20 protein-coding genes are annotated in these 23,177 nt (G+C 67.1%); 15 read left to right on the forward strand and 5 right to left on the reverse strand.

What is annotated here, in order from left to right:
- Positions 1-7: 7 nt before the first annotated feature.
- Positions 8-1,303: an HlyC/CorC family transporter gene (locus ACZIYR_RS02075; RefSeq protein WP_483528053.1), complete on the reverse strand. Its 1,296-nt coding sequence runs from the start codon at positions 1,301-1,303 to the stop codon at positions 8-10.
- Between the two features lie 75 nt (positions 1,304-1,378).
- Entirely contained in the window at positions 1,379-2,179 is an 801-nt protein-coding gene (locus ACZIYR_RS02080; RefSeq protein WP_473032214.1) for a cytochrome C assembly family protein, read from the reverse strand.
- A gap of 346 nt (positions 2,180-2,525) precedes the next feature.
- Between ACZIYR_RS02080 and ffh the strand changes: the two genes are divergently transcribed.
- The 11 genes from ffh to ACZIYR_RS02135 all read left to right on the forward strand — a co-directional run bounded on the left by ffh (position 2,526) and on the right by ACZIYR_RS02135 (position 13,856).
- Complete coding sequence (gene ffh, locus ACZIYR_RS02085) at positions 2,526-3,953, forward strand: signal recognition particle protein (RefSeq protein ID WP_483528054.1); 1,428 nt, start codon at positions 2,526-2,528, stop codon at positions 3,951-3,953.
- A 263-nt stretch (positions 3,954-4,216) separates the two neighbouring features.
- Positions 4,217-4,465: a 30S ribosomal protein S16 gene (rpsP, locus tag ACZIYR_RS02090; RefSeq protein WP_102652817.1), complete on the forward strand. Its 249-nt coding sequence runs from the start codon at positions 4,217-4,219 to the stop codon at positions 4,463-4,465.
- Between the two features lie 23 nt (positions 4,466-4,488).
- Positions 4,489-5,046: a ribosome maturation factor RimM gene (rimM, locus tag ACZIYR_RS02095; protein WP_483528055.1), complete on the forward strand. Its 558-nt coding sequence runs from the start codon at positions 4,489-4,491 to the stop codon at positions 5,044-5,046.
- 35 nt (positions 5,047-5,081) lie between these two features.
- The gene (gene trmD, locus ACZIYR_RS02100; protein ID WP_483529039.1) at positions 5,082-5,870 is read left to right on the forward strand and encodes a tRNA (guanosine(37)-N1)-methyltransferase TrmD; all 789 of its coding nucleotides are present in this window, start codon (positions 5,082-5,084) and stop codon (positions 5,868-5,870) included.
- A gap of 145 nt (positions 5,871-6,015) precedes the next feature.
- Complete coding sequence (rplS, locus tag ACZIYR_RS02105) at positions 6,016-6,372, forward strand: 50S ribosomal protein L19 (RefSeq protein WP_238977431.1); 357 nt, start codon at positions 6,016-6,018, stop codon at positions 6,370-6,372.
- A gap of 133 nt (positions 6,373-6,505) precedes the next feature.
- The gene (gene xerD / locus ACZIYR_RS02110; protein WP_473034975.1) at positions 6,506-7,387 is read left to right on the forward strand and encodes a site-specific tyrosine recombinase XerD; all 882 of its coding nucleotides are present in this window, start codon (positions 6,506-6,508) and stop codon (positions 7,385-7,387) included.
- 3 nt (positions 7,388-7,390) lie between these two features.
- A complete protein-coding gene (locus ACZIYR_RS02115; RefSeq protein ID WP_483528056.1) occupies positions 7,391-8,146 on the forward strand; it encodes a DsbC family protein in 756 nt (251 codons plus the stop codon).
- Between the two features lie 108 nt (positions 8,147-8,254).
- Positions 8,255-9,571 (forward strand): homoserine dehydrogenase, encoded by a 1,317-nt coding sequence (locus ACZIYR_RS02120; protein ID WP_483528057.1) that lies wholly within the window; start codon positions 8,255-8,257, stop codon positions 9,569-9,571.
- Positions 9,572-9,574: 3 nt separating this feature from the next.
- Positions 9,575-10,963, forward strand: coding sequence for a threonine synthase (gene thrC, locus ACZIYR_RS02125; protein WP_483528058.1), 1,389 nt, complete (start codon positions 9,575-9,577; stop codon positions 10,961-10,963).
- Between the two features lie 367 nt (positions 10,964-11,330).
- Complete coding sequence (locus ACZIYR_RS02130) at positions 11,331-13,133, forward strand: single-stranded-DNA-specific exonuclease RecJ (RefSeq protein ID WP_483528059.1); 1,803 nt, start codon at positions 11,331-11,333, stop codon at positions 13,131-13,133.
- A gap of 105 nt (positions 13,134-13,238) precedes the next feature.
- Positions 13,239-13,856 carry a YitT family protein gene (locus ACZIYR_RS02135; protein ID WP_473032217.1) on the forward strand — a complete coding sequence of 206 codons (618 nt, stop codon included), beginning with the start codon at positions 13,239-13,241 and terminating at the stop codon, positions 13,854-13,856.
- A gap of 166 nt (positions 13,857-14,022) precedes the next feature.
- Here ACZIYR_RS02135 and ACZIYR_RS02140 read toward each other — a convergent pair whose 3' ends face one another.
- The 3 genes from ACZIYR_RS02140 to ACZIYR_RS02150 form a co-directional block, all read right to left on the reverse strand.
- Positions 14,023-14,442 carry a VOC family protein gene (locus ACZIYR_RS02140; RefSeq protein ID WP_473032218.1) on the reverse strand — a complete coding sequence of 140 codons (420 nt, stop codon included), beginning with the start codon at positions 14,440-14,442 and terminating at the stop codon, positions 14,023-14,025.
- A gap of 187 nt (positions 14,443-14,629) precedes the next feature.
- Positions 14,630-17,221 carry a heavy metal translocating P-type ATPase gene (locus ACZIYR_RS02145; RefSeq protein ID WP_483528060.1) on the reverse strand — a complete coding sequence of 864 codons (2,592 nt, stop codon included), beginning with the start codon at positions 17,219-17,221 and terminating at the stop codon, positions 14,630-14,632.
- Complete coding sequence (locus ACZIYR_RS02150; RefSeq protein ID WP_483528061.1) at positions 17,218-17,658, reverse strand: MerR family transcriptional regulator; 441 nt, start codon at positions 17,656-17,658, stop codon at positions 17,218-17,220. Before ACZIYR_RS02150 ends, ACZIYR_RS02145 begins: the two co-directional genes overlap by 4 nt.
- A gap of 298 nt (positions 17,659-17,956) precedes the next feature.
- Between ACZIYR_RS02150 and ACZIYR_RS02155 the strand changes: the two genes are divergently transcribed.
- From ACZIYR_RS02155 to ACZIYR_RS02170, 4 genes are all read left to right on the forward strand, one after another.
- On the forward strand, positions 17,957-19,288 hold the full coding sequence (locus ACZIYR_RS02155) for an OmpP1/FadL family transporter (protein WP_483528062.1): 1,332 nt from the start codon (positions 17,957-17,959) through the stop codon (positions 19,286-19,288).
- Positions 19,289-19,684: 396 nt separating this feature from the next.
- A protein-coding gene (gene prfB, locus ACZIYR_RS02160; protein ID WP_473032219.1) for a peptide chain release factor 2 occupies positions 19,685-20,783 on the forward strand; the annotation gives its coding sequence in 2 pieces (ribosomal slippage) (positions 19,685-19,759 and positions 19,761-20,783; 1,098 coding nt in all).
- Positions 20,784-20,922: 139 nt separating this feature from the next.
- A complete protein-coding gene (lysS, locus tag ACZIYR_RS02165) occupies positions 20,923-22,503 on the forward strand; it encodes a lysine--tRNA ligase (protein ID WP_473032220.1) in 1,581 nt (526 codons plus the stop codon).
- Between the two features lie 262 nt (positions 22,504-22,765).
- Complete coding sequence (locus ACZIYR_RS02170; RefSeq protein ID WP_473032221.1) at positions 22,766-23,152, forward strand: hypothetical protein; 387 nt, start codon at positions 22,766-22,768, stop codon at positions 23,150-23,152.
- The last annotated feature ends 25 nt before the right edge of the window (positions 23,153-23,177 follow it).

Genomic DNA, 23,177 nt, shown 5'->3' on the forward strand with positions numbered 1-23,177 from the left:
CCGCCGCTCAGGGGGAGTGGCCGCGGGTGCGTGACGCCCGGCGAGGCGCCTGCCAGCAGCGCGCCGCGGTGATCAGGTTGTCACGCACCTCGAGGATCTCCATGCGCGTGGTGCCGATCTGCAGGCAGGCGGGGCCATCGGGGAAGGACTCCAAGTGCTCGAGGATCAGGCCGTTGAGCGTCTTGGGGCCGTCGGTGGGCAGCTGCCACCCCAGCAGGCGGTTGATATCGCGGATGTTGGCGGTGCCGTCGATGAGGTGGCTGCCGTCATCCTGATGGTGAATGTCCTGATCCTGGCCGGCCACGTCGGTGGTGAACTCGCCGACGATCTCCTCGAGGATGTCCTCCAGCGTCACCAGGCCCTCCACGTCACCGTACTCGTCCACCACGATGCCGATGCGCCGTTTCTGCTTCTGAAAGTTTAAGAGCTGGGTGTGCAGCGGCGTCGATTCGGGGATGAAGTAGGGCTCTCGGGCCTCCTGAACGATGGAGGCCTTGGTCACCTCGTCCCGGGACAGGAAGCGCGCCGCGTTGCGCAGGTGCAGCATGCCGATGATGTTGTTGATGTCGCCCTTGTAGACGGGGATGCGCGTATGCTGGCTGGTGCGGACCTGAGTCAGGATGTCTTCGAGCTCGTCATCCAGGTCGATGCCGACCACCTCGTGGCGAGGCACCATGATGTCGTTCACCGTGACGTTCTCGAGGTCGAGGATCGACAGCAGCATCGCCTGGTGGCGATGAGGAATCAGGGTGCCCGCCTCGTGCACCACGGTGCGCAGCTCGTCACGGGTCAGGTGGTCGCCGCCGCCCTCGATGCTCTTGACGCCGAGCAGCCTGAGCAGGCCGTTGGAGATGACGTTGACCAGCCACACCAGCGGATAGAGCAGCTTGAGCAGCGGTTCCAGCACCAGGGAGGCGGGGAAGGCGATCCGCTCGGGTTTGACCGCCGCATAGGTCTTGGGCGTCACCTCGGCGAAGATCAGGATGACGATGGTGAGGACCAGCGGCGCGATGGCGGGGCCGGTGACCTCGCCGAAGAAGTGGATGGCGAGCACCGTGGCGATGGCCGCGGCCAGGTTGTTGACCAGGTTGTTGCCGATCAGGATCACGCCGATCAGGCGATCCGGGCGGGCCAGCAGGCGAGCGACACGCTTGGCTCGGCTGTCGCCGCTGCCGGCCTGGTGGCTCAGGCGGTAGCGGTTGATCGACATCATGCCGGTCTCGGAGCTGGAAAAGAAGGCAGAAAGGAAGACGAGCAGGAAAAGCAGGCCGAACAGCAATCCCACAGGGAAGTCGTCGCTCAAGTCGAAGGTTCCTCTCTGGCGTGTCAGCCCAGTGTTGTAGGGTGTCGGCCCGGCAGTGTCAAGGCGAGGCTCGCCTCAGCCGCGCTGCAGGACCACCTCCAGCATGAAACGGCTGCCGAAATAGGCCAGCAGCAGCACGGCGCAGCCGCCCAGCGTCCAGCGCACTGCGCGCATGCCGCGCCAGCCCAGGACGTGGTGACTTACCAGCAGCACGGCGAAGATCACCCAGGCGGCCAGCGACAGGATCGTCTTGTGGGCCAGGTGCTGAGCGAACATGGTGTCGAGGAACACGAAGCCGCTGATGATCGACAGGGTCAGCAGGATCATGCCGCCCCAGATCAGCTCGAAGAGGACCCGTTCCATGGTGGTCAGTGGCGGCAGCGACTGGACGATGCCGCGGATCCGGTGGTGGCGCAGGGCCTGATTCTGAAGCCCCAGCAGCACCGCCTGAATGGCGGCAATGGCCAGTACCGCAAAGGCCAGTGCCGAGCTGATGGCGTGCAGGGCGATGCCCGGCGTCAGGCCGCCGGTGCGCTCGGGGCTGGGCAATCCCACGGCCAGCAGCAGGGCCAGGCCGGAGATGGGGAAGAGCGCCACCGCCACGCTGAGCACCGGCTTGGCGAGGCTCACGAGGAGCAGTACGGTGACCATGACGGCGGTCAGCAGTACGGCGCTGGTCGACAGGCCGGGCATGATGCCGGGGCTCTGACTGACCAGCTTGGCGGCCAGGGGCAGGTGGCTCAGCAGGCCCAGCAGCCCCAGGGTGCGGACCAGGGCGGGCCGCGCCGGGGCGCGGCGCAGCAGCGTCATTGCCTGCCAGGAGGCGGCACCCATATAGAAGATCAGGGCCATGACGGCCAGTGAAAGCGCCTGCATCAGTTGCCATCCGTGCGCCGTTGCCGGCGTCTAAGCGTGTCGAGTGTTGACAGGGTATTGCGCGGTTGCGCTGCCACTATACCCAATTCGTGCAGAGTCGCACAGCAGGGGGCGCTTGCCGTGACGGCCGACGGTCGCATGGAGACTGCCGGCCACAAGGCGTATAATTCCTACCCAATCATCGCCATGCGACGTTCGACAATGACGGTCGATCGCGACTGTTTTACAGTATCGCGGGTAACGCAGGACGCCAGTCGCATGTGGCGAATCGTCACAGACCCTGTCTTGCAAGCGCCCCCGCACGGCGGGACGTCAGGTACTGCCAGGATCGCAGCCGGAGTGGCCCATGTTCCAGAATCTCAGTGAGCGGCTGTCGCAGACGCTCAAGTCCATCAAGGGTCAGGCGCGTCTGACCGAGGACAACATCAAGGACACCCTGCGCGAGGTGCGTCGGGCGCTGCTCGAAGCCGACGTCGCCCTGCCGGTGGTCAAGGCCTTCATCGAGCGCGTCCGTGAGCGTGCCGTGGGGCAGGAGGTCTCGAAGAGCCTCTCGCCGGGGCAGCAGTTCGTCAAGATCGTCCAGCAGGAGCTCGAGGCGATCATGGGCGAGGCCAACGAGGGGCTTGCCCTCAAGGGCTCCCCCGCCGTGGTGCTGATGGCCGGCCTGCAGGGGGCGGGCAAGACCACCTCGGTGGCCAAGCTGGCCCGCTACCTGCGCGAGCGCGAGAAGAAGAAGGTGCTGGTGGTCTCCGCCGACGTCTACCGCCCGGCGGCCATCGACCAGCTCGAGACGCTGGCCGGCGAGGTGGGCGTCGAGTTCTTCCCGTCCCGCTCCGATCAGAAGCCCGTCGATATCGCCAAGGCGGCGATCAAGCACGCCAAGATTCAGTTTCACGACGTCCTGCTCGTTGATACCGCCGGTCGCCTGGCCATCGATGAGGCGATGATGGCCGAGATCGCCGAGCTGCACCGCGCCTGCCAGCCGCAGGAGACGCTGTTCGTGGTCGACGCCATGACCGGCCAGGACGCGGCCAATACCGCCAAGGCCTTTCACGAGGCGCTGCCGCTGACCGGGGTGATCCTCACCAAGGCCGACGGCGACGCCCGCGGCGGCGCGGCGCTGTCGGTGCGCCACATCACCGGCAAGCCGATCAAGTTCATGGGGGTGGGCGAGAAGGTCGATGCCCTGGAGCCCTTCCACCCCGATCGCGTGGCCTCGCGCATCCTCGGCATGGGCGACATGCTCTCGCTGATCGAGGAGGCCGAGCGCACCGTCGACAAGAAAAAAGCCGAGCAGCTCGCCAAGAAGGTCAAGAAGGGCGAGGGGTTCGACCTCGAGGATTTCCGCGACCAGCTGCAGCAGCTCAAGAAGATGGGCGGCATGGGTGGGCTGCTCGGCAAGCTGCCGGGGATGGGGCAGATGGCCGAAATGGCCCAGGGGCCCGGCCCCGAGAAGGAGCTGGGCAAGCTCGAGGCGCTGATCAACTCCATGACGCCCAAGGAGCGCCGTCGCCCGGAGATCATCAACGGCTCGCGCAAGCGGCGCATCGCCGCCGGCGCCGGCCTGCAGGTGCCCGACCTCAATCGTCTGCTCAAGCAGCACAAGCAGATGCAGAAGATGATGAAGAAGGCCGGCAAGAAGGGCGGCATGCAGAAGATGATGCGCGGCATGTCCGGCATGATGGGCGGCGGCGGTCCGGGTGGCCCAGGCGGAATGGGCGGGCCCGGCGGTATGGGGGGCATGGGCGGCCCCGGTGGCTTCCCCAGGCGTTGACGCCGGCCTTACCCAGGCGCGCCTGAAAAAGGAATGGCGAGCCGGGCTTTCCAAGTCGAGCGGTTTTCCGTAGAATGCTGCGTCTTCATGGCAGGACCGTGGCAACCGCACGGCTGCACGCTTGACATGCAAAAGTGACCGAACGACGCGAAGGCGGGCCAATCGGCCCGCTTTCCGAGCAGGATGCCGAGGCCCCCGGCCATTTGCCGGGCCCGGCGTAGATCGGTATTCAACGTAACCTCAACCGAAGGACAGTTAACGCCATGGTTACCATTCGTCTGGCACGTGGTGGCGCCAAGAAGCGTCCCTTCTATCACCTGACCGTGACCGATTCGCGCAACGCGCGCGATGGCCGCTTCATCGAGCGTCTGGGTTTCTTCAACCCCATCGCCCGTGGCGGTGAAGAGCGTCTGCGCGTCGACCTGGACCGCATTACCCACTGGCAGAGCCAGGGCGCCCAGATGTCCGACCGCGTGGCCGAGCTGGTCAAGGAAGCCCGCAAGCAGGCCTGAACCGGTTGCTTGGCGGTGATGACATGAGCGAGCAAGCCGAAGACATCGAGCGGGATGGCCATGTGGTGCTGGGGAAGCTGACCAGCCCCTACGGCGTCAAGGGGTGGCTGAAGGTCTACTCCCATACCAGCCCGATGGACGGCATTCTCGACTATCCCGAGTGGGTATTGCGCCAGGGTCAGGCGGTTAGCCGTCATCGGCTGCTGCAGGGGCGTCGGCACGGCAAGGGCCTGGTGGCCCAGCTGGAAGGCGTCGAGGATCGTGGTGCGGCGGAGCGTCTGGCCGGCGCCGAAGTGCTGCTGCCCAAGGCAGACCTGCCGGAACTGCCCCGCGGCGACTACTACTGGCATCAGTTGGAAGGTCTCGCGGTGGTGACTCGCGAGGGCGAGGCCCTGGGGCGTATTCGCTACCTGTTCGAGACCGGGGCCAACGATGTCATGGTGGTCAAGGGCGATCCCGAGGGAACGCCGTCGGCCATCGATAACCGTGAGCGGCTGCTGCCGTTCCTGCCCGACGAGGTGATCCTCGACGTGGACCTGGACGCCGGCGTCATGACCGTCGACTGGGACCCCGACTTTTGAGTCAGCCGGACGCCCAGGAGGCACCCGGGCCGAGTCTGTGGATCGGCGTGGTGTCGCTGTTCCCCGAGATGTTCGAGGCGATCACTCGCCACGGCGTGACCGGTAGAGCCGTGGACAGGGGGCATGTCGCGCTGGAGTGCTGGAACCCCCGCGACTACGCCACCGATCGGCATCGCACCGTGGATGATCGCCCCTACGGAGGCGGCCCCGGCATGCTGATGAAGGTCGACACCCTGCGCGCGGCGATCCACAGCGCCCGCGAACGGGCCGAACAGGTCACCGGGCAGCGCCCCAGGGTGATCTATCTCTCGCCCCAGGGGCGGCGGCTGGATCAGCGCGGGGTGCAGGAGCTCGCCTCGGGCCCCCCGCTGGTGGTGGTGGCGGGGCGCTACGAGGGCATCGATGAGCGCGTGGTGGAGTGCGACATCGATGAGGAGTGGTCGATCGGCGACTATGTGCTCAGCGGCGGTGAGCTGCCGGCCATGGTGCTGATCGATGCCGCGGCCAGGCTGGTCCCCGGGGTGCTGGGGCATCAGGATTCCGCGGTCGAGGACTCTTTCAACCAGGGGCTGCTGGACTGCCCGCACTATACGCGCCCCGAGGAGATCGACGGGCGGCGGGTGCCGGATGTATTGCTCAGCGGCCACCATGGCGCCATTCGGCGCTGGCGCCTGAAGCAGTCGCTGGGGCGAACCTGGCTCAGGCGTCCCGACCTGCTCGAAGGCAGGACGCTGGACCCGGAGCAGCGCGAGCTGCTGGAAGAGTTCATCGAGGAATACGGCCTGTCCAACGACAGGGCGGAGGTGCAGGACGCGAGACGTTGAGGGCGGCGCCTTCGGGCCGCCCGGGTCGTGGACCTGTGTCACCCATTGTCTCCCGCGCTCTCGAGCAGGCTCGAGCGCCGGGATCACGATTCACCGGCAGCCAACCGGATCGGTGAGTCACGTTTTTTTTCGAGGAGTTATCGTCATGAGCAGCAAGAACAAGGTGATCCAGGCGCTCGAGGCCGAGCAGATGAGCAAGGCGGTGCCGGAATTCGCCCCGGGCGACACCGTGGTCGTCCAGGTCAAGGTCAAGGAAGGCAGCCGCGAGCGCCTGCAGGCCTTCGAAGGCGTGGTGATCGGCAAGCGCAACCGCGGCCTGAACTCCGCCTTCACCGTGCGCAAGATCTCCCACGGCGTGGGCGTCGAGCGGACCTTCCAGACCTACAGCCCGCTGGTCGACTCCATCGCGGTCAAGCGTCGCGGTGACGTCCGCCAGGCCAAGCTCTACTACCTCCGCGAGCGCAGCGGCAAGTCCGCCCGCATCAAGGAAAAGCTGTCCTGATAGCCGGGTCGGCCGAGGGCGCACCCCAGGGTGGGCCCGCCGCGAAACCCCGTCACCGCTTGCGCGGGGCGGGGTTTCGTTGCATTGGCGCCGGCGGTACGGGAGGAGTCGCATGACGATGGCCGGCAGCCCCATGGGCCTGATCGACGCCTTTCTCGATGCCCGCTGGCTGGCGCTGGGGGCGAGCGCCAACACCCTGGCCGCCTACCGGCACGACCTGGAGGCCTGGTCGGCGCACCTCGAGGAGGCAGGCGAATCGCTGCTTGCGCCCGGCGAGGCGACGCTGGCCGCCTGGCTCGAGACGCGCCGCGAGCAGGGCTACCGGTTGCGCAGCAATGCCCGGCTGCTGTCGAGCCTGCGCGGCTTCTACCGCTGGGCCCTGGGGGAGGGGCTCATCGAGCGCGACCCGCTCAACGAGGTGCGGCTGCCGCGGGTGCGCCCTGACCTGCCGGACACCCTCGACGAAGCGGAGGTGGAGCGGCTGCTGGCGGCCCCGGATCTTTCCACCGACCTGGGGCTGCGCGACCGGGCCATGCTCGAGGTGCTCTATGGCTGTGGCCTGCGGGTCTCGGAGCTGGTGGGCCTGACCCTGGATGCGGTGAATCTTCGCCAGGGCGTGGTTCGGGTGCGCGGCAAGGGCGACAAGGATCGCCTGGTGCCCCTGGGGGAAGAGGCCGTACACTGGCTGTCACGCTACCTGCGCACGGCGCGCAACGCCCTGATGGCGGACCCGACGCGCCCGGCGCTGTTTCCCGGGCGGGGGGATCGGGCCATGACGCGACAGACCTTCTGGTACCGTATCAAGGCCCATGCGCTAACCGCCGGCATCACGCGGCCGCTGTCGCCGCATACGCTGCGCCATGCCTTCGCCACGCATCTGTTGAATCATGGGGCCAATTTGCGTGTCGTACAGCTGCTGCTGGGTCACCAGGACCTGTCGACGACCCAGATCTATACCCATGTGGCGCAGGCGCGACTCGAAGCCCTGCACGCCGAACATCATCCTCGAGGTTGATTCATGACCCTATCCGCTCTTCGCCTTGCCGGTGCCCTGGGCGCCCTCAGTCTGCCCCTGATGGCCCTGGGCCTGCCGCTGGCCGCCCAGGCCGACACCGCCGAACGCCTGGCCGAACGCCTGGAAGTGCGCGGCCAGCCGATGCCCGTGGCCAGCGTCCGGGCCACGCCCGTGGAGGGCTTCTTCGAAGTGCGCCTGGAAACCGGCGAGTCCTTCTACAGCGATGCCGAGGGACGCTATTTCCTGGTGGGCGATCTCTACGAGAATGGCCCCGAGGGGCTGGTCAATCTCACCGAACAGGCCGGCAACGCCGAGCGTGCCGCGCGCCTGGCGGCGATTCCCGATGCCGAGCGGGTGATCTTCCGCGGTGCCGAAGAGAGCCGCGCCGAGCTGGTGGTGTTTACCGATACCACCTGCCCCTACTGCCGCCAGCTTCACGAGGAGGTGCCGCGCCTCAACGAGCAGGGCATCGAGGTGCACTACCTGGCCTTTCCGCGCACCGGGATGAACGCCGAGGGCGCGCGGGTACTGGAGCGGATCTGGTGCGCCGACAACCCCAGCGAGGCGATGACCACGGCCAAGCGGCAGGAAGCGCTGAACAACAGCGCCGACTGCGACAATCCGGTCGAGTCGCAGTATCATCTGGGCATGGAGATCGGCGTGCAGGGTACGCCGGCCATCGTGCTGCCCGACGGCCGCATGGTGCCCGGCTATGTGCCCGCCGAGCGGCTGGCCGGCATGCTGGGGCTGGACGACTAGGCCGGCGCTGTATGTAACGTACGAGTTTGATCCCGGTCAGGCGGTCCCGCAGAGGACCGCCGACCTTCGCTGAGACACAAGGCAACAGGTAATTAAAGGGGAAAGACATTGAAACCGGTGAGAGTGGGAATCTGTGGGCTGGGAACCGTCGGTGGCGGAACCTTCAACGTGCTGACGCGCAACGCCGACGACATTGCGCGGCGGGCCGGCCGCCCGATCGTCATCGAGCAGGTCGCCTATCGCACCCCCAACCCGGAGTGTGACCTCACCGGCCTCAAGACCACCTCGGACGTCTTCGAGGTGGCGACCAACCCCGATGTGGACGTGCTGGTGGAGCTGATCGGCGGCTATGAGGTGGCCCGGGAGCTGGTACTGACCGCCATCGAGCACGGCAAGCACGTGGTCACCGCCAACAAGGCGCTGATCGCCGTACACGGCAACGAAATCTTCCAGGCGGCCCACGAGCAGGGCGTGATTGTGGCCTTCGAGGCGGCGGTGGCCGGCGGCATTCCGGTGATCAAGTCGCTGCGCGAGGGGCTGGGCGCCAACCGCATTCAGTGGGTGGCGGGCATCATCAACGGGACCGGCAACTACATCCTGACCCACATGCGCGACGAGGGCCGTGCCTTCGAGGACGTGCTCGCCGAGGCCCAGGCGCTGGGCTATGCCGAGGCCGATCCCACCTTCGACGTCGAGGGCATCGATGCGGCACACAAGCTGACCATCCTGGCCTCCATCGCCTACGGCGTCCCGCTGCAGTTCGAGAAGGCCTTCACCGAGGGCATCTCGCGGGTCACCGCCGAAGACGTCGAGCAGGCCGACAACCTGGGCTACACCATCAAGCATCTGGGTATCTCCAAGCGTACCGACGCTGGCCTGGAGCTGCGCGTGCACCCCACCCTGATCCCCAAGGAGCGGCTGCTGGCCAATGTGCACGGGGTCAAGAATGCCATCGCCGTGATGGGCGATGCCGTGGGGCCGACGCTCTACTACGGGGCCGGTGCCGGGGCCGAGCCCACCGCCTCTTCGGTGGTGGCCGATATCCTCGACGTGGCGCGGGATATCACCACCGACCATCACTACCGGGTTCCCTATCTGGCCTTCAGCGGCATCGACGAGGACGTCAGCCAGCTGCCGATCATGCCCATGGAGGAGATCATCTCCGCCTACTACCTGCGGCTGCTGGCGGTGGACCGGCCCGGGGTGCTGGCGCGGGTGGCGACCATCCTCTCCGAACAGGGCATCTCCATCGAGGCGCTGATCCAGAAGGAGGCCACCGAGGGTGAGCTGGTGCCGATCATCCTGCTGACGCATCGGACCCGCGAGCAGCACATGAACGAGGCGATCCGCCATATCGAGTCGCTGGCCGATATCGCCGGGCCAGTGACGCGGATCCGCGTCGAATCCCTGGACGAGCAGGAATAACCGATGCGCTATATCAGCACCCGCGGGCAGGCGCCCGCGCTCTCCTTCGAGGAGGTCGTGCTCACCGGCATGGCCAGCGACGGCGGCCTCTACGTGCCGGAGGATATCCCCCAGCTGTCGAGCGAAGCGCTCGAGGGGATGGCCGGGCTCTCCTATGCCGAGATCGCCTTTCGGGTCATGCGGCCCTTCGTCAACGGCGAGATCGACGACGAGACGTTCCGCGGCATCGTGCATGATGCCTACGCCACCTTCAGCCACGATGCGGTGGTGCCGCTCAACCAGCTCGATGCCAACCACTTCCTGCTGGAGCTGTTCCACGGCCCCACGCTGGCCTTCAAGGACGTGGCCCTGCAGCTGCTCGGCCGTATCCTCGATCACTTCCTGGCCAAGCGCGGCGAGCGGGCGGTGATCATGGGCGCCACCTCCGGCGACACCGGCTCGGCGGCCATCGAGGGCTGCCGCCACTGCGACAACCTCGACATCTTCATCCTCCACCCCCATAACCGGGTCTCGGAGGTGCAGCGCCGGCAGATGACCTCGGTGCTGGCCGACAACGTCTTCAACGTCGCCATCGAGGGCAACTTCGACGACGCCCAGGCCATGGTCAAGGCGAGCTTCGCCGACCAGTCGTTCCTGAACGGCACCCGGCTGGTGGCGGTGAACTCCATCAACTGGGCGCGCATCATGGCCCAGATCGTCTACTACGTGGCCGCAGGCGTGGCCCTGGGCGCGCCTCACCGCAAGGTGAGCTTCTGCGTGCCCTCGGCCAACTTCGGCAACGTCTTCGCCGGCTACATGGCCTACCGCATGGGCCTGCCGGTGAAGCGCTTCGTGATCGCCACCAACGCCAACGACATCCTGCACCGCACGCTCGCCGCCAACGACTTCTCCAAGCAGGAGCTCAAGGCGACCCTGGCGCCCTCCATGGACATCGTGGTGTCGTCCAACTTCGAGCGCCTGCTGTTCGAGGCCTATGATCGCGACGGCGGTGCCGTGGCCGCACTGCTGGAACGCTTCCAGGCCGAGCCCACCGTCCTGGCGGATGCGCCCCTGGCCCGGCTGCGCGAGCGCTTCGCCAGCCACAGCGTGGACGACGCCACCATCCTGGAGGTGATCCGCGAAGCGCACCACCGCACCCAGGAGATCCTCGACCCCCACACCGCCACCGGCTATCGTGCCGCGGAGCGGCAGCGGGGCGAGGCGAGCGTGCCCATGATCACGCTTGCCACTGCCCACCCGGCCAAGTTCGCCGAGGCGGTGGTCAAGGCGGGCTTCCCGGGCGTGCCGCTGCCGCCCCATATGGACGACCTGCTGGAGCGCGAGGAGCGCTATACCGTGCTGCCGGCGGAGCTTGCCGCGGTGCAGCAATTCGTGGCCGACAACCGGCGCTAAGGCCGACAGCCAGGAGCCGGAAGCGAGGGCTACGAAGGGTAGCGAGGGGCGCCGGGGACAGGTCAGGGAGGTCTCAATGTCGCTGGAGCTGGATGCCCGCTCGGGGCTGATCCGGCGACAGGCCCCGGAACGCCGGACCGACGAGGGGGCGATGTGAACCCCTCCCTGGGTGCTACCGATGCCCTGCTTCGCTCTCGCGTCCTGCTACGCTTGCAGGACCGGTGCTGGCCATCCATGGCCAGCCCGTTCGAAGCAGTGCTTCTCATCCCAGGCATAGGACCCCCTCTTCGGCCTGTCCCGGCGCCCCTCGCTCTTCATGTCGGCAAGACGTCATCGTGCCAATGAGTGCGAACCACAGGAGTCAGGCTTGAACGCCGTAAGCGATCCCATCGATCTGAGCGAGCGCCTGAGGCCGCGCATCCTGCCGCGGCCCCGGGACGCCGCCCTCTATGCCCGCGCCCAGCGGGAGGGGCTCACCGAGCTCCAGGCACGGGTGCTGGCCGGGCGCCTGGCGGGCTTCGAGGGGGAGCTCGCGCCCCTGGTCTCGCCCAGCCTGCGCCACCTGGCCCACCCCGAGAAACTGGCCGACGGCCGCCGCGCCGCCGAGCGCATCGCCCGGGCGGTGACCGAGGACGAGCATATCGGCATCCTCACCGACTACGACGTAGACGGCATCACCTCCCATGTGGTGATCCGGCGCACCCTGGTGGAGCTGTTCGGCGTGCCGGAGGCGAAGCTGCACAGCCTGATCGGCCACCGCATCCATGACGGTTACGGCATCAGCCTGCCGCTGGTGGAGCGCACCCTGGCCCTCTCGCCGCGGCCGAGCCTGGTGATCACCGCCGACTGCGGCAGCAGCGACGAGCCGCGCATCGCTCGGCTGGCCGAGGCAGGCATCGACGTGGTGGTCAGCGACCACCACGCCCTGCCGGTGGAAGGGCCGCCGCCCTCGGCCCATGCCGTGGTCAATCCCACCCGGGACGACTGCGACTATCCCGACCCCACCATCGCCGGCTGCATGGTGGCCTGGCTGACCATGTCGCTGGCCCGCAGCGTGCTGATAGAGTGGGGCGCGCTGCCCGAGGCCACCCCCAAGCTCTCCCCCTGGCTCTCCTACGTGGCGCTGGGCACCGTGGCCGACTGCGTCTCGTTGGGCGGCAGCCCCGCCAACCGGGCGGTGGTGACCCACGGCCTGGCGCTGATCAATCGCATGGAGGCCGCCTGCTGGCGCGCCATGGCGGCGCGTCTCGGGGCGGACAGCGTGCCCTTCGACGCCGAGACCCTGGGCTTCCAGATGGGGCCGCGGATCAACGCCCGCTCACGGCTCGACGATCCCTATGCGGCGCTGCACTTCATGCTCGCCGAGCAGGATCATGTGGCAAGCCGCTACCTCGACGTGCTGGATCGGGACAACCAGTCGCGCAAGGCGATCGAGGCCGATATGGCCGAAGAGGCGCGGGCTCTGGCCGCGCCGGCCCTGGCCGCCGATGAGCCCGCCGTGGTGGTCTATCTGGGGAGCGGCCATCCCGGCGTACAGGGGATCGTGGCCTCACGCCTGGTACAGGCCTTCGGTCGGCCGGCCCTGGTGCTGACCCCGGCGGCGGCACCCGGCATGCTCACCGGCTCGGGCCGCTCCATCGAGGGGCTGCACCTGCGCGATGCCCTGCAGCGCACCTTCGAGCTGGCCCCCCAGGCGCTGCCGCGCTTCGGCGGGCATCGCGGGGCGGCCGGCGTGGGCGTGCCGGCGGACCGGCTGGACGAGTTTCGCGCGGCCTTCCTGCAGGCGGTGGCGGAGCAGCTGGGTGGGGCCGAGCTCTACCCCAGGATCCTGACCGATGGCGACCTGGCCCCGGAGGCGCTCAGCCTGGCGACCCTGGGGGAGCTGGAGGCTCTGGGGCCCTTCGGTCGCGAGTTCGAGGCGCCGCTCTTCCAGGGGGAGTTCCTAGTGGAGCGACTGCGCCCGGTGGGCGCCGACGGCACCCATCTGATGCTGGAACTCGCCATGGGGGCGGTGGCCCACCGGGCGATCTGGTTTCGGGCGCTGACCCCGGGGGAGCTGCCGGCGTTCGGCCTGGGCGACCGGCTGCGCTGCGCCTATCGGCTCAATCGCAATCGCTGGCGTGGCCAGGAGTCGCTGCAGCTGATGGTGGAGCACGCCGAGCCGGGATGAGCGGCAGCGGCTGGCCGGCCTGAGGTCGATCAACCCAGCCCGGGCCGGGAGGGTGTAAACTTGCGCCCTTTCCGCTCCCCAGCTATCGACATACAAGGACCTCCCATGGACCCTCAGGACCTGCCCACCGACCCCCACCGCCATTATGAAGACGTCATGGCCATGCTGGTGGGGACGCTGTTCGTGGCCCTCGGCGTGACGCTCTATAGCCAGGCGCTGCTGCTGACCGGCAGCACCGCGGGGATGGCCTTCCTGCTGCAGTACGCCACCGGCTGGCGCTTCGGGGTGTGGTTCTTTCTGATCAACCTGCCGTTCTACTATCTGGCGATCAAGCGAATGGGCTGGTCGTTCACGCTGCGCACCTTCGTGGCCATCGCCCTGGTATCGCTGTTCTCCGAGCTAACCGGCAAGTGGCTCGTGATCGAGAGCCTCAATCCGCTCTACGCCTCCCTGATGGGCGGCAGCCTGATCGGCATCGGCATGCTGGTGCTGTTTCGCCACCGCACCAGCCTCGGCGGCATCAATATTCTCTCGCTATACCTGCAGGACCGCTACGGGCTTCGCGCGGGCTACGTGCAGCTCGGCATCGACGGGCTGATCATGCTGGCCGCTTTCCTGGTGCTGCCCGCCGATCGAGTCGGGCTCTCGGTGCTGGGGGCCGTGGCGCTTAACCTGATCATTGCCCTCAATCACAAGCCCGGTCGCTATATGGGGGTTTCTTAAAAATGGTTCTTCGCAGACTGGCGGGAACTGGCTTTGTGGGAGGGAGCTTCAGCTCGCGAAGTAGCGCGCAGCGCTACCCAAGGGGCGCCTGCGGCGCCTTCGCCCGGCAGAGCCGGCCTCCCACCATAAAGCCTGCCAAACATGTTCACGCTAAAGTGCGAAGAGTCTAATAATTAGGCCAGACGCCGGGCGTCGCCAGCTCCAGTAGATGGCCATCAGGATCGCGGAAATACAGGCTTTCGCCGCCGCGGGGCCAGTGGGTGCGCCCTTCGATGGCGATGCCGTGATCCTCTAGCTGGCGCTCCCAGGCCGCCAGCTCCCGGGCCGGAATGGCCAAGGCCATATGCACGCGGCCCTTGCCGTCGTGGGGCGGAATGGTGCCCATGTCGTCGGGCAGCACCACGGTTTCCAGCGTCTCCCCCTGCAGAAACAGCAGCAGCACGGTGCCCGCCCCGGCGTCATAGGCGGTAAAGCGGTGGTCGGCGTTAAAGGGCTCAAGCCCCATCACGCCTTCGAAGAAGACCCGCGCCCGATCCATGTCCTCGACGTAGAGCGCGGTTTCCAGAATACCGTTGAGCTTGGGCATGGTCGCCTCTCCTCCTTGCCATCTGCTATCAGCCTAGCAGCTGTCGGCGCCGGGCCGCCGGTGGGCGGCCCCACCTAGTCGGCCACCCCTAGGCGGGCCCACCTAGTCGGCCACCCCTAGGCGGGCCCCCAAAACCACCAGACGATGGCGGCGATCAGGATCAGCCCGGTGAGATTGACGATCCAGCTCATACGGCGACCTCCTCTTTCGCGCCCTGGGTGCCCTGAGTGCCCGGGGCGGCGTGTTCGCGGCTGCCGCGGGTCTTCATCAGGCGCAGGCGGTTGGCGTTGCTGACCACCGTGATCGATGACAGCGACATGGCCACGCCGGCGATCATCGGCGAGAGCAGCATGCCGGTGATCGGGTAGAGCACACCGGCGGCGATGGGGATGCAAAGCGTGTTGTAGCCGAAGGCGCCCACCAGGTTCTGCTTGATATTGGTCAGGGTCGCCCGGCTAATCTCGATGGCGTCGGCAATACCGTGGAGCGAGCCGCGCATCAGGGTGATGCCGGCGCTCTCGATGGCCACGTCGGTGCCCTGGCCGATGGCGAAGCCCACGTCGGCCCGGGCCAGTGCCGGGGCGTCATTGATGCCGTCGCCCACCATGCCGACCTTCTCGCCCGCCTGCTGCAGGCGTTCGATCTCGGCGTGCTTGTCCTCCGGCAGCAGGCCCGCGCGGAAGTCGTCGATGCCCACCTCCCGAGCGATGGCCGCGGCGGTGTGCTCGTTGTCGCCGGTGAGCATCACCACCTTGAGACCGTCCGCCTGCAGGCGCCTGACCGCCGCGACGGTATCGTGGCGAAGCGGGTCGCTGATGCCGAAGAGGGCGGCAAGCTTTCCGTCCACGGCGAGATAGACGGCGGTGCGCGCCTGGACTTCCAGCTCGTCGGCCTTCTCTTGGCCGCTGGCCAGGTCGACGCCGGCGTCCTTCAGCAGCCGGGCGTTGCCCAGCAGCAGCGGCTTGCCGTCGGCCGTCTCGGCCTTCACGCCGCCGCCGGTGACGCTCTCGAAGTTCCGGATCTCGGCGGCCTCGGCGCCGGCCTCTTCCGCCTGTTCTTCGCAGTAGGCGAGCAGGGCGGCTGCCAGGGGGTGCTCGGAGCCGCGCTCCAGCGCCGCCACCAGGCCCAGCACGGTTGGCTTGTCGCCATCGAGCACCTCGGCTTCCGTCACGCTGGGCTTGCCCTCGGTGAGGGTGCCGGTCTTGTCCACCACCAGGGTGGTGAGCTTGCTGGCCACCTGCAGCGCCTCGCCGGTTCTGACCAGCACGCCGTGCTCGGCGGCCTTGCCCACGCCGATCATGGTGGAGATCGGGGTGGCCAGCCCCAGGGCGCAGGGGCAGGCGATGATCAGTACCGTGGTGGCGGTCACCAGCATGTGGATTACCCGGGGCTCGGCGCCGACGTTGAACCAGACAAGCGCCGTGAGTACGGCGATGATCATCACCGTGGGCACGAAGATGCTGGAGACCTTGTCGGCCAGCTCCCCGATGGGCGGCCGGGAGTTCTGGGCGCTGGCCACCTGCTCGGTGATGCGGCCGAGCTTGGTGTCGGCGCCGACGCGGGTCGCCCGGTAGACCAGCGAGCCCTTGCCGTTGACGGTGCCGGCGCTCACCTCGTCGCCGGCCCCCTTGGCCACCGGCAGCGGCTCGCCGGTGAGCATGGACTCGTCGATATGGCTCTGCCCCTCGGTCACTTCGCCGTCCACCGGGAGGCGCTCGCCGGGGCGCACGCGGATATGGTCGCCCTGGCGCACCGCGTCGATATCGAGCTCGCGCTCCTCGCCGTCGCGGATCACCCGGGCGGTGCGGCTCTGCAGGTCCAGCAGGCGCTTGAGCGCCTCGCTGGTGCGGCCCCGGGCGCGCAGCTCCAGGGCGTTGCCCAGCAGCACCAGTCCGATGATCATCGCCGAGGCCTCGAAGTAGATGCCGTGGGCCACCTGGGGCAGCCAGGGAGCGAAGGCCACCACCGCCATGGAGTAGACCCAGGCGGTGCCGGTGCCCATGGCGATCAGGGTGTCCATATTGGCCTGGTGATGCTGGAAGTTCTTCCAGGCGTTGATGAAGAAGTGGCGGCCGGGGCCCACCAGTACTGCCAGCGTCAACAAGCCGATCACCAGCCAGAAGAGCCTGCCCGCGCCCACCGGATGCGGATGATAGAAGAACATGCTGGCCATCAGCGGCACGGCGAGTGCCAGCGACCAGGCGCTGCCGCGCAGGCGGTGCCGATAGGTCTCGGCGTCCCGGGCGGTGCGGGCCTCCTCTGCCTGGCGCAGATCGAGGATCGGCTCCGCTTCGTAGCCCACCGACTCGACCGCGCCGATCAGCTCGGCCTCGCCGGCGCTGCCGCGCACCTGGGCGCTGCGGCTGCCAAAGTTGACCTCCGCGCTGACCACGCCCGGCGTGCGCGCCAGCGCCTGCTGCACGCTCTTGACGCAGCTGGCGCAGGTCATGCCGTGGATGGCGAGCCGACGGGTCATGGCGCGCGCCTCGTCGGTGGCCGTGGAGGCCGACGTCTCGGCCGCGGACGCCGGCTCGTCGGCGGCGTTCTCGTCTTCGCTAGCCGTCTCGTCGAGCGCGCCGGGCGGATAGCCGGCATCGACCAGGGCCTGGTCCAGGGCGTCGTCGTCGAGCGTGGTGGTGACGTCCAGGTGTTTGTCGGGCGGGGTGCCGATCACCTCGGCGTCCGGGTCTCGGGCCTGGATCGCCTCGCGCATGCGCTTGACGCAGCCCTGGCAGCTCATGCCCGGGACCGTCCGTTCCCGTGTCTGTGGGGCGCTCATCGGGTCTCCTTGACCGCGTGGTCGCGGCTTAGCGGTTCGGGGAAGCTCTCGATCAACCGGCACAGGCTATGGCCGTCCGGCGTGCCGTCCGGCATCTCGGCCCAGGCGTCCAGGGCCTGCTCCATGCGTTCGGCCAGGGCCTCGAGTTCGCGGATTCGCTCGCGAATCTCGGGCAGCCGACTGGCCAGCAGGTCACGGACCAGGGGGCAGGGCGAGTCGCCCTGGTCGGCGTGATCGAGGATGTCGCGGATCTCCGCTACGCCGAAGCCCAGGGTGCGGGCGCGTTGGATAAAGCGCAGGCGCTCCAGGTCGGTGCGGTCGTAGAGCTGGTAGCCGTTGTCGGGGTGGCGGCGCGGATGCAGCAGTCCCTCGCGGGTGTAGTGGCGCACGGTCTCCCCAGTGACGCCGGCCTGTCTGGCCAATTCGCTCACCTTCATGATCGGGGCTCGGGGTAATGGGTCATGCCTGCCAGTGTAAAACCTATGGGTAACACAAAGGTCAAGGGCCACTAGCCGCGGCTGGGGAAGTCGCCGGTGTATTGCCTAAGGTCATGAAAGTTCATGAGTCCGAGAGGTCTTAATACCAAAGTATTAGCATTTATCGTATTAAAACGAACGTTTGCCCTTGATCCTGGCGCGCTGATGGGCGAAAACGGGGGGCAGTACACCAGCGTCCCGGCGAGGGCGCACCACATAAACAGCTCCAGCACGCTTCAGGAAGAGGACGTCGAGACCCATGCACAATAAGTTCAACAAGCTCAGCTGGGCAGTGGCCATTGCCGCCGCCGCTTTCGCCAGCCAGGCCAATGCCGGCGGCTATCAGATCAACGAGCAGAGCGTCAGCGGCCAGGGCTATGGCCACGCCGGGCGCAGCTCCAACGTCAACGATGCCACCATCGTGTTCGGCAACCCGGCCGGCATGTCGTTTCTCGACCGCGCCCAGGTGACCGCCGGTGGGACCTACCTGAACGTCAATAGCGATATCAAGAACGTCCAGGCGCAGCGGACCCTGGATGCCGGCGTTGCTCAGGGCGGTGCTCCCGTGGGCATGCAGGTGCCGGTGGGCGATGTGCCGGGCGGCAATGACGGGGATATGGTGCCCGGTACCCTGGTGCCCTTCGCCTTCTATGCGCAGCCGGTCAACGAGCGGCTGGCCTTCGGTTTTGGCGTCTATGCTCCCTTCGGCGCCAAGACCGACTACGAGAACGATTTCCAGGGTCGCTACTTCGGCGATTACACGGAGGTGCGCGTCATCAGTGCCCAGCCTACCGTCTCCTACCGTTTCAACGATCAGTGGGCCATTGGGGCCGGGGTGACCTACAACCGGGTCGAGGGCGAGCTGCGTCGCCAGCTGCCCACAGAGCCCTCTTTTAACCCATCCGCCGATGTCGACTCGCGGGTGGATGGCGATGACGATGGCTGGGGCTACAATCTCGGTGTGATCTTCCAGCCGGTGCCGGAAACCACCTTGGGCCTGACCTACCGTTCCAAGGTCTCCTACACGCTCACCGGTGATTTCCGCGCCTTCGACCCGATGGGCAACGTGGTGCGTGCAGACGATGCCAACCTGGATCTGACCACGCCGGAAACCGTCAACTTCTCGGTGACCCAGCAGATGAGCGACAACCTCAAGCTGATGCTGGGGGCCTCCTGGGCGCGCTGGAGCCGCTTCGACCAGATCCTGGTCACCGGCAGCCAGGGCGACACCATTACCCAGGAAACCCAGAACTACTCCAACGCCTGGGCCTACTCTGTTGGGGGAGAGTACCAGCTGAATCCTCAGCTGGCCCTGCGGGCCGGTGTGACCATCGACACCACGCCGACCAATGACGAGTTCCGCAGCGTACGGATTCCATCTGACGATCGTCGCATCTTCTCCATCGGCGCCGGCTGGAGCCCCACCGACGACCTGACCCTGGACTTCGCCTACTCCTACCTCTCCGAGCGCAGCACCTTCGTCAGCCAGGAGCGTGATGACCTGCTCGAAGGCGTTGGCGGCGCCACCTACTCCGCCGACTACAAGAACGAGGCCCACGGCTTCGGCGCCCAGCTGACCTACCGCTTCTAGACGGCCGACAGCCAGCGCGATACGGGAACCCGGCCTCGGCCGGGTTCCCTGCGTCTGGGGCCAGGGTGATCGCATGATGCATCGTTTTCTCATCGAGCGGCTTCTGATTGGCAAGGGTGACAGGTGGGAGGGCGGCTTTGCCGCGCGAAGGTGCCGTCAGGCGCCTATTCTCTGGCAGCGCTGCGCGCTACTTCGCCCGCTGAAGCGGCCTCCCACCGTAGGAATCACCCCTTGGCGACAGTCATTGTTGTCGTGTGATTGCCCTACGTCTGGGGCTGTGGCGGATGCGGGGCGGCCGCAGGTTCGGTACAATAGGCGACTTTTCCCCGCTGCCGGGCGCAGGCGAGACGCTTCGCCACGGCAGTCGTTTTTCCATTGCTGACTCGGATGAGCCCCATGCTGGAAACCAACCCCGTTCACAACCTCATCAAGGACCTGTCCGAGCGGACAGACGTCCTGAGGGGGTATCTTTGACTATGCCGAACGCAAGGATCGGCTAGAGGAAGTCACCCGCGAGCTGGAAGACCCCGACGTCTGGAGCGACCCGGACTATGCCCAGAAGCTGGGCAAGGAGCGCGCCTCCCTGGAGCAGATCGTGGCCACCATCGATGAGCTCGACCAGGGGCTTGGCGACAGCCGGGACCTGCTGGAGCTGGCCGAGATGGAGGAGGACGAGGCCACCGTCGCCGAGGTCCAGAAGGAGCTCGAGGGCCTGCAGGGCAGCCTCGAGAAGCTCGAGTTCCGGCGCATGTTCGCCGGCGAAATGGACGCCAACAACGCCTACCTGGACATTCAGGCCGGCTCCGGCGGCACCGAGGCCCAGGACTGGGCCAACATGCTGCTGCGCATGTACCTGCGCTGGGCGGAGCATCACGGCTTCAAGGCCGAGATCATCGAAGCCTCCGCCGGCGAGGTGGCGGGCATCAAGTCGGCGACCATCCACGTCCAGGGCGATTACGCCTTCGGCTGGCTGCGCACCGAGACCGGGGTGCATCGTCTGGTGCGCAAGAGCCCCTTCGACTCCGGGGGTCGGCGCCACACCTCCTTCGCCTCGGTGTTCCTGTCGCCAGAGGTGGACGACAGCTTCGAGGTGGAGATCAACCCGGCGGACCTGCGCGTCGATACCTACCGCTCCAGTGGCGCCGGCGGCCAGCACGTCAACACCACCGACTCGGCGGTGCGTATCACCCACGAGCCCACCGGTATCGTGGTGGCCTGCCAGAGCCAGCGCAGCCAGCACGCCAACCGCGACTTCGCCATGAAGCAGCTCAAGGCGAAGCTGTGGGAGCACGAGATGCAGAAGCGCAACGCCGCCAAGCAGGAGGCGGAGGAGTCCAAGGCCGATATCGGCTGGGGCAGCCAGATCCGCTCCTACGTGCTGGATGACCAGCGCATCAAGGACCTGCGCACCGGCGTGCAGACCAGCAGCTGCGACAAGGTGCTGGATGGTGATCTGGACCAGTTTATCGTCGCCAGCCTTAAGCAGGGCCTATAGTCACCCGCCTGGAACCGCGTAGCGGGGAGGCCTTCGGCCTCCCTTCGCCCGGCAGAGCCGGCCTCCCACCAGACTCGCGCGGCTATGGCGGCAGGTGTGTCCCAGTTTCCTTATCACAGATTTCCAATTAGGTAGCGAAATGGCCAACGAGAGCTCCTCACCGGACAGCCCTTCACTAAACAGCCCCTCACAGAACGGCGCCCAGACCGACGAGAACCGGCTGATCGCCGAGCGGCGCGCCAAGCTGGCCGCGCGCCGGGAGCAGGCCGCCGAGCGCGGCGAGAGCGCCTTTCCCAACGATTTCCGGCGCGACAGCCTGGCCGCGGCGCTGATCGATGAGCTGGGCGACAAGGAGAAGGCCGAACTGGAGGCGCTCAGTCGTCGGGCGGCGGTCTCGGGGCGCATCATGCGCAAGCGCGGCCCCTTCCTGGTGATCCAGGACCCCAGCGGGGTGATTCAGCTCTACGTCGACAAGAAGGGGCTGCCGAGCGAGGTGCTGGAGGACATCAAGGGCTGGGACATCGGCGATATCGTCGCGGCCCGCGGTCCGGTCCACAAGTCCGGCAAGGGCGATCTCTACGTGATGATGGAAGAGGCCAAGCTGCTGACCAAGAGCCTGCGCCCGCTGCCTGACAAGTTCCACGGCCTCACCGACATGGAGGCGCGCTATCGTCAGCGCTACGTCGACCTGATCATGAACCCCGACTCGCGCCAGGTGTTCGAGACCCGGGCCGGGGTGATCAGCGCCATGCGCCGTTTCTTCGAGGAGCGCGGCTTCATGGAGGTGGAGACCCCCATGCTGCAGCCGATCCCCGGCGGCGCCACCGCGCGCCCCTTCGTCACCCACCACAATGCGCTGGACATCGATATGTACCTGCGCATCGCGCCTGAGCTCTATCTCAAGCGCCTGGTGGTGGGCGGCTTCGAGAAGGTCTTCGAGATCAACCGCAACTTCCGCAACGAAGGCCTCTCCACGCGCCACAATCCCGAGTTCACCATGGTCGAGTTCTACCAGGCCCATGCGAACCACCACGACCTGATGGACCTCACCGAGGAGATGCTGCGCAGCGTGACTCGCCGAGTGCTGGGTTCCACCACGGTGGTCAATACCGTGCGCAACAGCGAGGGAGAGGTGCTGGAGACCTTCGAGTACGACTTCGGCAGCCCGCTCAAGCGGATCACGGTGTTCGATGCCATCCTCGAGTACAACTCGGATATCCACGCCGAGGCGCTGGCCGACGAGACGGCTGCCCGCCAGATCGCCGAGCGCCTGGATATCGAGGTCAAGGACGGCTGGGGTCTGGGCAAGGTCCAGATCGAGATCTTCGAGAAGACCGTGGAGCACCGCCTCAAGCAGCCCACCTTCATCACCGAGTACCCCACCGAGGTGAGCCCCCTGGCGCGCCGCAAGGACAGCGACCCCTTCGTGACCGAGCGCTTCGAGTTCTTCGTCGGCGGCCGCGAGATCGCCAACGGCTTCTCGGAGCTCAACGACGCCGAGGACCAGGCCGAGCGCTTCCGCGCCCAGGCGGCAGAGAAGGAGGCCGGCGACCTGGAGGCGATGTACTACGACGCCGACTATGTGCGCGCCCTGGAGTACGGCATGCCGCCCACCGCCGGCGAGGGTATCGGCATCGACCGCCTGGTGATGCTGCTGACCGACAGCGCCTCCATACGCGACGTGCTGCTGTTCCCGGCCATGCGTCCTGAAGGGGAATGAAGGGGCTGCGCCTAGCCTAGCCTTTGCTTGCCTCCTTCCGCTGGGAGAGGTGGCTGAGCGAGGGGCGCCGGGGGGAGGCCGAAGAGGAGGTCCTACGCCAGGGATGGCGTCGGTAGCGCCCAGGGATGGGTTCACAGCGCCTCCTCGAAGGCCTGCCCCCCGGTAAAGCCCCGGGCTTCTCTTTGCCCCCCCGGCGGAAGCATTGGTAAACGTCGCGGCCAGCGCCCATAATGGTCGTCGTTTCGACGTCGAGGAGACCGCCATGAAGCTGCTCAACCGCTCTGCCCTGAGCGTCCGCCCGACCCAGCATTTCGTGGACTGGATCAACGCCCTTGAGCCGACGATGGGGGATGACGACATCGCCCTGGCCGACGTCGAGCGCGAGAGCACCGTCTACCTGATCCCCGAGATGGATACGCCCGAAGCGCTAGAAGCCTTCGTTCGTGAACGCTACCTGGAGATCCTCGAGACCGAGCTTCGCGCCTGGGAGGAGGACGAGCGCCAGTGGCCCGAAACCGTAGACTGGTCGCTGTTTCAGCGCTTCCTGCAGGTGGAGCACAGCTACCTGGCCATTGACCTGGACAGCGAGGCAGCGCTGGAGATCTCCGAAGTGGACGATGCCCTGCTGCTGGAGACCGACCAGGATTGAACCGGCTCCCCCGTGGTAGATCGCA

Source organism: Billgrantia sp. NRB1 (assembly GCF_056921725.1).